Origin of the sequence: Aequorivita sp. Q41, from assembly GCF_039831855.1 — a bacterium.
GTDB lineage: Bacteria > Bacteroidota > Bacteroidia > Flavobacteriales > Flavobacteriaceae > Aequorivita.
The window spans coordinates 1767723-1782485 of the sequence record NZ_JBDPMS010000001.1 but is presented as its reverse complement, the minus strand read 5'-3'; the positions used below and the strand labels follow the sequence as shown (position 1 = coordinate 1782485).

The 14763-nt window shown below is 35.3% G+C and carries 9 protein-coding genes and 1 CRISPR repeat array; of the genes, 6 read left to right on the top strand and 3 right to left on the bottom strand.

Features of this window, described 5'->3' with window-relative positions:
• Positions 1-77 precede the first annotated feature (77 nt).
• A complete protein-coding gene (locus ABJ955_RS08175; protein WP_347374095.1) occupies positions 78-2582 on the bottom strand; it encodes a sodium-translocating pyrophosphatase in 2505 nt (834 codons plus the stop codon).
• Positions 2583-2755: 173 nt separating this feature from the next.
• Positions 2756-3268, bottom strand: a complete 513-nt coding sequence (locus ABJ955_RS08170; protein ID WP_347374094.1) for an inorganic diphosphatase — start codon at positions 3266-3268, stop codon at positions 2756-2758.
• Positions 3269-3591: 323 nt separating this feature from the next.
• Between ABJ955_RS08170 and cas9 the strand changes: the two genes are divergently transcribed.
• Genes cas9 through cas2 form a run of 3 tightly spaced genes read left to right on the top strand, consistent with a single transcriptional unit; the run spans position 3592 to position 9379 of the window.
• A complete protein-coding gene (cas9, locus tag ABJ955_RS08165) occupies positions 3592-8094 on the top strand; it encodes a type II CRISPR RNA-guided endonuclease Cas9 (protein ID WP_347374093.1) in 4503 nt (1500 codons plus the stop codon).
• Between the two features lie 4 nt (positions 8095-8098).
• Positions 8099-9028 (top strand): type II CRISPR-associated endonuclease Cas1, encoded by a 930-nt coding sequence (gene cas1, locus ABJ955_RS08160; RefSeq protein WP_347374092.1) that lies wholly within the window; start codon positions 8099-8101, stop codon positions 9026-9028.
• Positions 9029-9379 (top strand): CRISPR-associated endonuclease Cas2, encoded by a 351-nt coding sequence (cas2, locus tag ABJ955_RS08155; protein WP_347374091.1) that lies wholly within the window; start codon positions 9029-9031, stop codon positions 9377-9379.
• A 108-nt stretch (positions 9380-9487) separates the two neighbouring features.
• A CRISPR array of direct repeats spans positions 9488-11810; the repeat unit is 46 nt; unit sequence ACTGTGAATAATCACCTAAAATACAATTCTGAAAGCAATTCACAAC.
• A 761-nt stretch (positions 11811-12571) separates the two neighbouring features.
• On the opposite strand, the gene ABJ955_RS08150 is transcribed toward cas2, so the two are convergent.
• Entirely contained in the window at positions 12572-13534 is a 963-nt protein-coding gene (locus tag ABJ955_RS08150) for a YafY family protein (protein ID WP_347374090.1), read from the bottom strand.
• Between the two features lie 151 nt (positions 13535-13685).
• Here ABJ955_RS08150 and ABJ955_RS08145 point away from each other — a divergent pair, with 151 nt between their 5' ends.
• The 3 genes from ABJ955_RS08145 (at position 13686) to ABJ955_RS08135 (ending at position 14712) form a co-directional block, all read left to right on the top strand.
• A complete protein-coding gene (locus ABJ955_RS08145; RefSeq protein ID WP_347374089.1) occupies positions 13686-14168 on the top strand; it encodes a DinB family protein in 483 nt (160 codons plus the stop codon).
• Positions 14158-14388 (top strand): hypothetical protein, encoded by a 231-nt coding sequence (locus tag ABJ955_RS08140; RefSeq protein ID WP_347374088.1) that lies wholly within the window; start codon positions 14158-14160, stop codon positions 14386-14388. Before ABJ955_RS08145 ends, ABJ955_RS08140 begins: the two co-directional genes overlap by 11 nt.
• An 87-nt stretch (positions 14389-14475) precedes the next feature.
• Positions 14476-14712 carry a Kazal-type serine protease inhibitor domain-containing protein gene (locus ABJ955_RS08135; protein WP_347374087.1) on the top strand — a complete coding sequence of 79 codons (237 nt, stop codon included), beginning with the start codon at positions 14476-14478 and terminating at the stop codon, positions 14710-14712.
• The last annotated feature ends 51 nt before the right edge of the window (positions 14713-14763 follow it).

The window sequence follows — 14763 nt, the reverse complement described above, 5'->3', positions numbered from 1 at the left end:
GTAAAAAAACAAAACCCCGCCGACATGGCAGGGTTTTAATTTTTAGAATTTGTTTTTTGGAATTTGGGACTTTCCCTTTATTCTTTATCCTTCACCTTAATTTTCATTCCATCCACATCTTTCAATTGTGCACGAACTTCTTCTTCTGTACCTGTGAAGGTTTTAACTTCAGTAGTTTCTACCCCCTCAACAGTTCTTGTAATGGTAACGTTTGCCGTAACTTGATCGTTGTTGTCGTTCTTCAACATTTCAACCATAGTTTCAGTTTTGTTCTTTAAGTTTTCACCTTCTTCAATAGTGCTTCCAGTTTCAATATATTGAACTTGCTTTTCAGTCAAAATAGTTCTGTTTCCTTCGGCATCAATAAAATAAACTTCTTCGGAAGAGGTTTCATTAGCCATGGCATCACTTGTGTGGCCTCCAAGGATCGGCGCAATTACAAGACCAATTAAACATGTAAGTTTAATCAAAATATTCATGGATGGTCCAGAAGTATCTTTAAAAGGATCACCAACAGTATCGCCAGTTACGGCAGCTTTATGCGCATCGCTTCCTTTATACGTCATTTCGCCATTAATCAATACACCGGCTTCGAAAGATTTTTTAGCATTATCCCATGCTCCACCAGCGTTGTTTTGGAAAATTGCCCAAAGCACACCACTAACAGTAACCCCAGCCATATAACCTCCAAGCATTTCAGCAATTGCCATCGCGTTCATTCCGAAAATCATTGGAACGAAAGCAATTACTAATGGAAATCCGATTGTTAATACCCCTGGAAGCATCATTTCTTTTAAAGATGCTTTTGTAGAAATTGCTACACATTTATCGTATTCAGGTTTTCCGCTACCTTCCATAATTCCTGGAATTTCACGGAATTGTCTTCTTACTTCATGTACCATTTGCATTGCAGCTTTACCAACCGCATTCATTGCTAGTGCAGAGAACACAACGGGAATCATCCCACCTACAAAAAGCATTGCTAAAACAGGAGCTTTAAAGATGTTAATACCATCAATTCCTGTAAAAGTTACATAAGCAGCAAAAAGTGCTAAAGACGTTAATGCCGCTGAAGCAATAGCAAAACCTTTACCAGTCGCCGCAGTTGTATTACCTACAGAATCTAAAATATCGGTACGTTCACGAACTATTGGATCTTGCTCGCTCATTTCGGCAATACCACCTGCGTTATCACTAATTGGTCCAAATGCATCAATTGCAAGTTGCATTGCGGTAGTTGCCATCATTGCTGAAGCTGCAAGTGCAACCCCATAAAAGCCAGCAAATGCATACGATGCCCAGATAGCACCTGCAAAAAGTAATACTGAAGGGAAGGTAGAAATCATCCCTGTTGCCAAACCAGCAATAATGTTGGTTCCAGCACCAGTTGACGATTGTTGTACTATTTTAAGAATTGGTTTTTTTCCTAAGCCCGTGTAGTATTCCGTTACCGATGAAATTACAGCACCTACTATTAAACCTACTAAAGTTGCATAAAACACTCTCATTGAAGAAATTTCTTGTAAGCCTTCACCGAAGAAACTCATATTCATTGTTTCCGGAAGCATCCATTTTACAAGAACGAAACATGATACAGCTACCAAAACTATTGACACCCAGTTTCCAATATTCAACGCGCCCATAACTTGCGCTTCTTTTGCTTCGTTATTTTTTATTTTCACGAGCATCGTACCAATAATAGAAATGATGATACCCGCCCCTGCAATTGCCATTGGCAATAAAATTGGACCAATACCGCCAAAAGCATCTGTAATGGCACCGCCCATATCTTTTATAACATAGTTTCCTAAAACCATGGCTGCAAGAACTGTTGCTACATAACTACCGAATAAATCGGCACCCATACCTGCTACGTCACCTACGTTATCCCCTACGTTATCTGCAATCGTTGCTGGGTTACGTGGATCATCTTCAGGAATTCCAGCTTCAACTTTACCAACTAAATCGGCTCCTACATCGGCTGCTTTTGTATAAATACCACCCCCAACACGTGCAAACAAAGCAATAGACTCCGCTCCAAGAGAGAATCCTGCCAATGTTTCAAGAACAATGGTCATATCCATTGTATTGGTCCAAACCCCTCCCATAAAAAAGTGAAAGAAAAAGATAAAGAATGCTGTTAATCCGAGTACAGCAAGACCTGCAACACCAAGCCCCATTACAGTACCCCCACCAAATGATATTTTTAGTGCGTTTGGTAAGCTTGTACGCGCAGCTTGTGTAGTGCGAACGTTTGTTTTTGTAGCGATTTTCATCCCCATATTTCCTGCTAAGGCAGAGAATATAGCGCCGAATATAAATGCTATTACTATTAATATATGTGTTGTAGGAACAACAAATGAGACTACTGCGAGTGCAACACTTACGATAACAACAAAAACGGCAAGCAACCTGTATTCAGCATTTAAAAAGGCTAGTGCACCTTCATAGATGTGATCGCTTATTTCTTTCATTTTACCATCACCGGGATTTTGCTTTAATACCCATGAGCGTTTAACAGCCATAAAGATTAGGCCTACAATCGCCATTACAATTGGCGCATAAATCATCATTGATTCCATAAAATTTAATTTTAAGATTGGTTTTTTAATTAGCGATTGCTAAAATAAGGAAATGGTTTGGGATACGAAACACTAAAATTCACCAAACCCAACAGCTCTTTTCCTTCAGTACGAAAGCATTGAAGGACACCTAAAGATTTGTTGGGTTTTAAGCGAAAAAAGGGGGTGAAATTTTAAATACTAAACTGACCCTGAACCTCAGGTGTTTCTTTATAACGTTTTACACATAGCTTGTAGATTTCAATAGCTTCAGCCGCATCACCCCATCCACCTACATCTACACGTTTTTTCTCAAGGTCTTTATAGACTTGGAAAAAATGCTCAATCTCTTTTAATGTGTGTTGATTCATATCACTTAAATCGTTTAGTCTACTCCATATTGGGTCTGATACAGGCACACAAATTATTTTTTCATCAGGGCCTTTTTCATCAGCCATATGAAAAACGCCAATAGGCTTAACCTCAACCACACACATAGGGAAAGTAGGCTCACCACCCATCACTAAAACATCTAACGGATCGCCATCTAAGGCAAGGGTTTCTGGAATAAAACCATAATCTGCAGGATACATCATACTGCTGAAAAGCATTCTATCGAAGCGAATTTTTTTCAGTTCAAAATCATATTCATACTTATTTCGGCTTCCTTTTGGTATTTCTATCAGTACGTCGAATGTCTTTTTCATGCTAGTCTATTTGGTAAAATATTTTGAGGGTGCAAAAGTAGTGCTTTTGGCCTTATTAGAAAAGTAACTTCACGGTGATTTAAAGTGCAAATCTTAAATTAACTTATGAAAGCAATAAAACATCTAAAAAAAGAGAAAGTGATGCAAGAATTAACCCGCACCACTTTAAATGTTTTCACAACGGAATAATCCTTATTGTGAATTGCTTCAGAATTGTAAACCAAATATAATAGAAAAAATACTAATGACATTACGGTTTTCCGTAATGAGATAATTTTATTTTTAAATAAATTTACAAAGAACACTAATCAATATTTACTTTTATGAGACGTATACTTGGACTAGATCTAGGAACTAACAGTATTGGATGGGCACTAATTGAAAGTGATTTTAAAAATAAAGAAGGAAAAATAAATGATATTGGAGTCAGAATTATTCCTATGGATGCAGGTGTTTTAGGGAAATTTGATGCAGGACAATCACATTCGCAAACTGCTGAAAGAACAGGATATCGAGGTACAAGACGTTTATATCAACGGGACAATTTGCGAAGAGAACGTTTACATCGTGTATTGAATATACTTGAGTTTTTACCACAGCATTACGCCGAACACATCGATTTTGAAACACGTCTAGGACAATTTAAAGAGGGGAAAGAAATAAAACTCAACTATGAGCCAAAAGCGGATGGAAAATACGAGTTTATCTTTAAACCTTCCTTTAATGAAATGCTTGCAGAGTTTAAAAAGTATCAACCCGAATTATTCTACGTAAAGTCCAACGGTGATGAAACGAAGATACCCTATGATTGGACACTTTATTATTTACGTAAAAAAGCACTTTCTCAGCCATTGACCAAGCAAGAGTTGGCCTGGATTATTCTAAATTTTAACCAAAAACGCGGGTATTATCAATTGCGTGGTGAAGAATTAGATGACGACAAAGACAAACAATTTGTTCAACTTAAAGTAAAAGAAGTTATTGACTCTGGTGAAGCTGTGAAAGGAAAACCTCTTTTTGATGTGATTTTTGAAAACGGCTGGAAATACGATAAACAAGTTGTTAAAACCGAAGATTGGATAAATAGAACCAAAGAGTTTATTGTAACAACAAAAACACTCAAAAACGGAGATATAAAAAGATCCTATAAAGCCGTTGATTCCGAAAAAGATTGGGCTGCAATAAAAGCGAAAACCGAACAAGATGTAGAGGGTCATATTAAAGCTTTTAAATCAAGTAATGGAATTGAAGGAACCGTAGGTTCATTCATTTATGAAACATTACTTAAAAGTCCAACCCAAAAAATAAGAGGGAAACTTGTAAAAACCATCGAAAGAAAATACTACAAAGAGGAATTAATAAAAATATTAACCAAGCAAATTGAACTTCAACCTCAACTTTTTTCAACCGAATTGTACGAAGCTTGTATTGAAGAATTATACCCAAGAAATGAAGCACATCAAAACACCATAAAAAATCGCGATTTTCTCTATTTGTTTATGGACGATATTATTTTTTATCAACGTCCGCTTAAAAGTCAAAAATCAAATATTTCCGGCTGTCAATTAGAGCAACGCGTTTACTTTAAAACCAATAATGAAACAGGTGAGAAAGAAAAAGTTAAACAAGCTGTAAAAGCCATTCCAAAATCACACCCTTTATTCCAGGAGTTTAGAAATTGGCAGTGGTTACAAAACCTAAAAATCTATAATAAAGTTGATACGGATAAGGGCGAACTTACCGATGTTACCGAACAGTTATTACCAAACGAAGATAGCTGGGTAGATTTATTCGACTTTCTACAGAGTAAAAAAGAACTGGAACAAAATCAGTTTATAAAATATTTCATTGACAAAAAACTCATCAAAAAAACCGAAAAAGACCATTACCGCTGGAATTATGTTGAAGATAAAAAATACCCTTTTGCTGAAACCAGAGCTCAATTTATTTCTCGCTTAACTAAAGTTGAAGATATTGATGACATCAACACATTTTTAGATGAAAAAACACAACTCGGCACTAAAGAAAACAGCCCGTTTGTGTCTAGAATTGAACAATTATGGCACATTATTTATTCAGTTTCAGATATTAATGAATACAAATCTGCTTTAGAAAAGTTCGCAATAAAACACCATTTAAACCAAGAATCTTTTGTAGCTAATTTCATCAAATTCCCACCTTTTAAAAGCGATTATGGCAGCTACTCTAAAAAAGCATTGAGCAAATTGTTGCCTTTAATGCGTAGAGGTAAATATTGGACCGAAAATGATATTTCAGATATAATAAAACAGCGTGTTTCGGAGATAATGGAACGAGTTAATGCACTTAACTTAAAAGATGGTTTCGACGCTAAAGAATTAGCCGAAGCTTTGGCAAATGTTAGCGATGATGATGTAAAAAAACAGCTTACAAAAAGTTTTCTCACTTTTAAAGATAGAAATCCTTTACTAGGCTTAAATACATACCAAGCTACGTATCTGGTTTACGGAAGACATTCAGAGGGTAGTGATATCCAAAATTGGAAAACACCTGATGATATTGACATTTATCTTAAAAACTTTAAACAACATTCGCTTCGCAATCCTATTGTAGAGCAAGTGGTTACCGAAACATTGCGAGTGGTGCGAGATATATGGAAACATCACGGCAAAAGCCAACCTGATTTTTTCAATGAAATTCACCTAGAGTTAGGTCGTGAAATGAAAAATCCAGCCGATAAGCGAAAAAGAATTTCTGATAGAAATATCGAAAACGAAAACACAAATCATCGAATTAGAGAGGTTTTAAAAAACCTAATGAACGATACTTCTATTGAGGGCGATGTGAGGGATTATTCGCCTAGTCAACAAGACTTATTAAAAATCTATGAAGAAGGTATTTATCAAAATCCAAAAGTAGATTATTCAAAAGTAAGCGAAGATGAAATCACAAAGATTAGACGAAGCAACAGTCCAACTCAAAAAGAAATTCAGCGTTATCGTTTGTGGCTAGAGCAAGGCTATATTTCGCCTTATACAGGTAAACCTATTCCTTTATCAAAACTGTTTACGCACGAATATCAAATAGAACATATTATACCACAGTCTCGTTATTTTGACAACTCCTTGAGTAATAAAATTATTTGTGAAAGTGCCGTAAATGAAGATAAAGACAATAAAACAGCATTTGAATACTTAAAAGTAAAAGGGGGGAACGTTATCAATGGACATAATTTATTAAGTCTTGAAGAATACGAAGCCCACGTTAACCAATATTTCAAAAACAATCGCCAAAAGCTTAAAAATTTATTAAGTGAAGATATCCCAGAAGGGTTTATCAATAGGCAATTGAACGATAGCCGTTACATTAGTAAATTGATTAAAGGTTTGTTGAGTAATATTGTGCGCGAAGAAGGCGAACAAGAAGCCACTTCAAAAAACCTGATTCCTGTAACGGGTTCTGTAACCTCAAAACTTAAAAAAGATTGGGGCTTAAACGATAAGTGGAACGAACTTATTTTACCACGATTTGAGCGTTTAAATCAATTAACACAAACCAATGATTTTACAGCAACAAACACCAATGGCAATACCATACCTACTGTGCCAGACGACTTGCTAAAAGGCTTTAGCAAAAAACGTATAGACCATCGCCATCACGCTTTAGACGCATTGGCGGTAGCTTGTTGCACACGCAATCACAACCATTATTTGAGTGCTTTAAATGCCGAAAAGAAAAATTATGGCTTAAGGGATAAATTATTAATTAAAAACGAAAATGACCATTATACTAAAGCCTTTCAAATGCCGTGGCAAGGATTTACAACCGATGCTAAAAATCAACTCGAAAAAACAGTCATTAGTTTTAAACAAAACTTGCGCGTTATCAATAAAGCCAACAACAAATTTTGGTCTTATAATGATGAAAATGGCAAGCTGAATTTAGACAAAAACGGCAAACCCATTAAAAAACTTCGCAAGCAAACCAAGGGAGATAATTGGGCAATACGAAAGGCAATGCACAAAGAAACTGTTTCAGGCAAATACAATATTGAAACACCTAAAGGTAAAATAGCAACTGCCGTAAGAGGTTCTTTAGCAGATATTAAAAACGAAAAGCACTTAGCCAAAATAACAGACCCACAAATAAGAGAATTAATTTTGCCAAATCATCTAAAAAACTATGAAGACGAGAAAGGTGAAATTAATTTTGATGTGGCCTTTAGTGATGAAGGAATTGAAGATCTGAACAAAAATATTATTACTTTAAACAATGGTAAAAATCATCAACCTATCCGTAAGCTTAAATTTTTTGAAGTAGGAAGCAAATTTTCTATATCCGAAAATGAAAATTCAGCAAAAAACAAGAAATACGTTGAAGCCGCAAAGGGCACCAACCTCTTTTTTGCTGTGTATTGGGATGATAAAAAACAAAAAAGAAATTATGAAACTGTACCGCTAAATGAGGTTATTGCGCACCAAAAGCAAGTAGCACATTTACCTAAAAGTGAACGGTTACCCATACAGCCCAACAGTAAAAAAGGCACATTTTTATTTACACTTTCTCCTAATGATTTGGTTTACGTTCCAACGGATGAGGAATTAATTAATATAGATGCCATTGACTTCAATAATTTAAATCAAGAACAGGTTAATAGGGTTTATAAAATGGTAAGTTCAAGTGGCTATCAATGTTTTTTTATAAAAGGTGAAGTTGCTGTTTGTATTTGGGATAAAAATGAGTATTCAGCATTAAATAAAATGGAGAAAGATATTGAAGGTATCATGATAAAAGAAAGATGTGTCAAACTAAAAGTCGACAGACTCGGTAACATTACCAAAGCTTAGGGAAATGATAAAGCGCACTCTCTTTTTTGGCAATCCCGCTTACCTCAGCACACGCAATGAGCAGTTGGTGGTTACGTTTCCATCGGGACAAAAAGAGGAAGCTACTATACCTATAGAAGACTTAGGCTATGTGGTTTTAGAAGACCCGCAGATTACCATTACCAATGGCTTATTGATGAAGCTAGTGCAAAATAAAACTGCGGTAATCACTTGTAACAAACAGCACCTCCCCTGCGCTCTTTTGCAACCGCTAGTAGGGCATACAGAACAAACAGAGCGTATACGCCACCAATTAAACGCTAGTGTACCCTTAAAGAAAAATTTATGGCAACAAACTGTACAAGCCAAAATTGAAAACCAAGCTGCACATTTAAAAGACAGGAATAAAGACGATTTAAAATTAAAGCGATGGGCAACTCAAGTAAAAAGTGGGGATGCAGCCAATCACGAAGCTTATGCAGCTGCCCATTATTTTCAAAACATTTACAGTGTATTAGTCCCTCATTTTAGCCGAAACCAATCCCGTTCTTTAACGGAAGGCATAGCTCCTAACAATTTGTTGAATTATGGATACGCTATATTAAGGGCCGTGGTGGCAAGGGCATTAATAAGCAGTGGTATGTTACCTTCGGTGGGGATTTTTCACCGTAATAAATACAACGCCTTTTGTCTGGCAGATGATATTATGGAGCCCTACCGCATTTATGTAGATGCCCTTGTTTATGAAATTTTAGAGACGGGCGCAAATGTAGAGGAGCTTACCACCACGCTAAAATCACAACTTTTACAAATACCGGCGCTCGATGTTTTTATAGATGGTAAATGGAGCCCTTTGATGAATGCTGTAAGTAGAACCACTAGCAGTTTATACGATTGCTTTGAAGGCAGTAACCGGAAAATTCTATATCCGCAATATATGGCAAACAGCCCCTAAATGATTGACCAAAGTAATTTTACACGATTAAACCAATACCGCAGTATGTGGGTACTTGTATTTTTTGACTTACCTACCGAAACCAGAACAGAACGCAAAGTGGCGGCTCGTTTTCGAAAAAACTTATTAGATGATGGCTTTGCGATGTTCCAGTTCAGTATTTATATGCGTTTTTGCGCCAGTAGAGAAAACAGTAGTGTACATATTAAACGAACAAAGAACAATCTGCCTAAAAAAGGCAAAATCTGTATTATGCAGATAACCGATAAACAATTTGGGATGATGGAGCTCTTTCACGGCCAAAAAGAAGTAGAACAAGAAACCCCTTCACAACAATTGGAATTGTTTTAGGATTCAAAAAGTATAGTCTAACGTTCTCGCTTGCTAACTTAAGCGTTTCATTTTTCATCCCCAACAAAGCGATTAAAGCACAGTATACCAGATTTTTAGAGCCGGTATACTGTGAATAATCACCTAAAATACAATTCTGAAAGCAATTCACAACACTTGGTTTCTAATTCTGTTTTCATAATTCACTGTGAATAATCACCTAAAATACAATTCTGAAAGCAATTCACAACAGCCAGCCAATCCAAAAGCACATATATTCTACTGTGAATAATCACCTAAAATACAATTCTGAAAGCAATTCACAACAGTAAATAGTTTACGAAAAGTTTACGACAAACTGTGAATAATCACCTAAAATACAATTCTGAAAGCAATTCACAACACCAGCGAAACAACTCCCCAAGAACATACAACTGTGAATAATCACCTAAAATACAATTCTGAAAGCAATTCACAACACGACGATATTGATAAATGCTTCTACAAAAACTGTGAATAATCACCTAAAATACAATTCTGAAAGCAATTCACAACAAAGTTTTCTTTTTTAATTAGAAAGTTTTCACTGTGAATAATCACCTAAAATACAATTCTGAAAGCAATTCACAACGTCTTCAGAGTCCAGTAAACGGGATTCCGACTGTGAATAATCACCTAAAATACAATTCTGAAAGCAATTCACAACTCCGCAAGTTGTGTGGTGGATATTGAAACTACTGTGAATAATCACCTAAAATACAATTCTGAAAGCAATTCACAACAGACTGCCTCGTACTTCAAATATTTAGAGGACTGTGAATAATCACCTAAAATACAATTCTGAAAGCAATTCACAACTGAAAGCAAATACTTTGTTAAAAGGAAAATACTGTGAATAATCACCTAAAATACAATTCTGAAAGCAATTCACAACTCCTCAATGTCTTTTTTAATTGAAACAATAACTGTGAATAATCACCTAAAATACAATTCTGAAAGCAATTCACAACAGGCGGTCTCTTTTTTGTTGAATTGTTTCTACTGTGAATAATCACCTAAAATACAATTCTGAAAGCAATTCACAACGCAGGAAAGCGAGAAACTTAGAAATCTAAAACTGTGAATAATCACCTAAAATACAATTCTGAAAGCAATTCACAACACAGACGCGTCACTTATTCACGCTTGAAGAACTGTGAATAATCACCTAAAATACAATTCTGAAAGCAATTCACAACTTGCGTGGATCAACATTTTTGCGGCGATTTACTGTGAATAATCACCTAAAATACAATTCTGAAAGCAATTCACAACAGCAAGCGCCTATGTTTATATTATTGGGGACTGTGAATAATCACCTAAAATACAATTCTGAAAGCAATTCACAACTAAGCTACCCCAATGCGTAGCATAGGCTTGACTGTGAATAATCACCTAAAATACAATTCTGAAAGCAATTCACAACAAGCGCGACCTCATGATACTTTTCCAGAGCACTGTGAATAATCACCTAAAATACAATTCTGAAAGCAATTCACAACAACATAAGAGTAGTTTTTTGAGGGTCTGAAACTGTGAATAATCACCTAAAATACAATTCTGAAAGCAATTCACAACGTATTCCAAAGCAGCTATTTTATTATCGTACTGTGAATAATCACCTAAAATACAATTCTGAAAGCAATTCACAACAAAGAGGATACATGCTATCACCGGCCACAAACTGTGAATAATCACCTAAAATACAATTCTGAAAGCAATTCACAACAAGGCTCTGGGAACTGTTGAAAATCCACTTACTGTGAATAATCACCTAAAATACAATTCTGAAAGCAATTCACAACCATTTTTTGGATAGGTATTATTACACTTACACTGTGAATAATCACCTAAAATACAATTCTGAAAGCAATTCACAACGAAAGTTACTTGCACATCATAGTAATAACAACTGTGAATAATCACCTAAAATACAATTCTGAAAGCAATTCACAACAGGTTCAAAGAGGTGGTCTTTTTTGCATTCACTGTGAATAATCACCTAAAATACAATTCTGAAAGCAATTCACAACGTTTCGTTTATGAATTTATTGGTTTCAAAAACTGTGAATAATCACCTAAAATACAATTCTGAAAGCAATTCACAACCATCAAAACTTTCTAATTGCTGCTCAACTAACTGTGAATAATCACCTAAAATACAATTCTGAAAGCAATTCACAACTAGGGAAAGAAAGTGCTGCTGGAAAAGCTGACTGTGAATAATCACCTAAAATACAATTCTGAAAGCAATTCACAACAAAATTCAGCGTCGGTTAGCAAAGCCTATAACTGTGAATAATCACCTAAAATACAATTCTGAAAGCAATTCACAACTATAAAGTGGAATACAAGCAATATCTTGACACTGTGAATAATCACCTAAAATACAATTCTGAAAGCAATTCACAACCTGATAACGTAGATTTGTTTCCGGCAGAATACTGTGAATAATCACCTAAAATACAATTCTGAAAGCAATTCACAACAAGCTGAAAGTAGATTAATATTTCAAATAAACTGTGAATAATCACCTAAAATACAATTCTGAAAGCAATTCACAACATGTAACATACGAGCAACTATTTAAATGAGACTGTGAATAATCACCTAAAATACAATTCTGAAAGCAATTCACAACCAGGTCTTTATGGTGGAACAACTGCAATGGACTGTGAATAATCACCTAAAATACAATTCTGAAAGCAATTCACAACTAGCATCCTGTTCAGAAATAAGCCTATCAAACTGTGAATAATCACCTAAAATACAATTCTGAAAGCAATTCACAACGTTAGTTTAATAGTGTTTTATTCGTTATGAACTGTGAATAATCACCTAAAATACAATTCTGAAAGCAATTCACAACACTTAAACAAACCTTTACAAGTGAGTTAACACTGTGAATAATCACCTAAAATACAATTCTGAAAGCAATTCACAACCGATTTCATATTACTATTCGTTACACTTCAACTGTGAATAATCACCTAAAATACAATTCTGAAAGCAATTCACAACCATCATCATCTATATCCGAACCTTTAGGTAACTGTGAATAATCACCTAAAATACAATTATTCCTCCATTTATATTTTAAATTTTTGAAATCATGAATGCTACGCATTTCTGAAAGCAATTCACAGTAAATATCAAAAACACGCCGAAATAACGCTATTTTGATAGGCGCTCTTTTGTGCTTTCTACAATTTCTAACAAGCGTAGCTTTAAGCTCTGCGGTTCCAAAACTTGTGCATAATCCCCAAACATTAAATACCAACGTGCAAAACCGTGGTTAACATTGGGTGTAAAAAAAACCATTTCAACACTTTCACCTTTTACTTCTTCCGACACAAAACCATAGTGTTTTCGATCTGCTTTTATATATTTCACGATACTTTTATCTACAAGAATTCGCACTTTAATTTTAGGGGAATCATTTTTCTCTTGCTTGTATTCATCAAGCGTTCCATGTTTTAATTGAAAAGGAATAGTTGTGCGCTGAATTTTCACCAACCTATCGGTTCGGAATTGCCGGTACTCTTTTCTGAAATGACAATACGCCAAAATATACCAGTAGTTATTTTCATGGAAAACACCAACGGGCTCCAAATTGCGTTCAGAAGGTGTCTCGGATGCAACAGATTGGTAGCGCACAAAAACCTGTTTTTTTTCGGCAATACTTTCAAAAAGCAGCTCTAAAGCATTTGGAATATTTGTATTAAAAAGGGTTACATCCGGATTAATTATTACTTGCGATTGCAACCTATCAATCCATTCTTTTTCCGTTCCACGTAATACCGATTTCAATTTAAACATTGCAGATTCGTAATACCCCCCAAAGGATTTATCGGTAAATTTCTTCATCAGTTTTTCTGCAGCCACAAAACTACTGGCTTCCTCGCGTGTAAACATAACTGGCGGCAAACGGTACCCATCCATTATAGAATACCCCACGCCAGCCTCACTAACAATAGGAACTCCCGAAGCTTCAAGCGAGCGAACATCTCTATAAATGGTACGCAAACTAACACCAAACCGATCTGCTAATTCTTGAGCTTTTACAACCTTTTTAGATTGTAATTGAATAAGAATTGCAATAATTCTATCAAAACGGTTTAAAGTTTCATCGCTCATGTTTCAAAGATACTATTTCAGAAGATTCGCTCAGTATTAAAACGTAGTACATAAAAAAACCAATGTTTAATTTTTTCTACTGACAAACTGCTGTCACACGTCCTATTTAATTTTGTTTTCAGAAACAATAATCACTTAAAAGAAATTAATCATGAATGCAACAATAACTAAAACAGCAATTACAACAGACGATTTATTAAGTCATTTACAAGGGCATAGAAATTTGACCCGAAGAACAATTGAGGCTTTTCCTGAAAAAGAATTTTTTAATCATTCGCTAGGTGGAATGCGAACTTTCGCAGAAATGATTATGGAACTTTTAGGCATTGCAGCTCCAGGAGTTCAAGAAATTGTTTCAGGAAAGTCCGCGCCTTTGGTAGAGCATGTGGATCATGAAAATAGCAAAGCAAAAATGCTTCAGCTTTGGGACGAAGCCACAGCGCAAATTAATGTGCTTTGGCCTCAAATTTCTGAAGCACGTTTTCAGGAAAATATTACACTTTTTGGAATGTATGAAGGCACCGTTTGGTCTTCATTATTTTATTTTATTGATAATGAAATCCACCATCGCGGGCAAGGATATGTCTATTTACGTTCGCTTGGAATAGAACCACCAGCATTTTATGAAAGATAGTATACACAAAGTATTGGTTTTTAAAACATCTGTTACTAAAAATTATGAAATAAAACAGCTACAACCCCTGTTAAACAAATTAACCTACAAAAATGATAGCTGGAATTTTGACTTGGAGGATTGCGATAATATTCTCCGGGTTGAAACCCAGTTTTTGGAACCAATTGCTATTACAACTACTTTACAAAACCAAGGTTTTTATTGTACAGAGTTATTTTAAAAAACGGAATATAGCGTTGTGTAAGGCTATTTTTTTTATTCTTTTAGTATATTTAATGTAGGAATTCATTTAAAACCTATGTTTGTTATGAAAACAAAAAAATATTTAGCCGCAGCCTTAATTTTGTTGGTTTCGATTGCATTATATGCTTGCAGTAGTTCAAAAATGCTTGCCTGTATTGATCCTTCAAAAATTAGTGATGGTCCGTGCACTATGGAATACAAGCCTGTTTGTGGCTGTGATGGCAAAACATATTCAAATCCTTGTGCTGCAAATCGTGCGGGAGTAACTTCTTGGGCAGAAGGAGGGTGTGTTGAAAAATAAAATCGATAAAACTTAAGCTGATTCAATAAAAAAGAGACTGCAAATAAACGC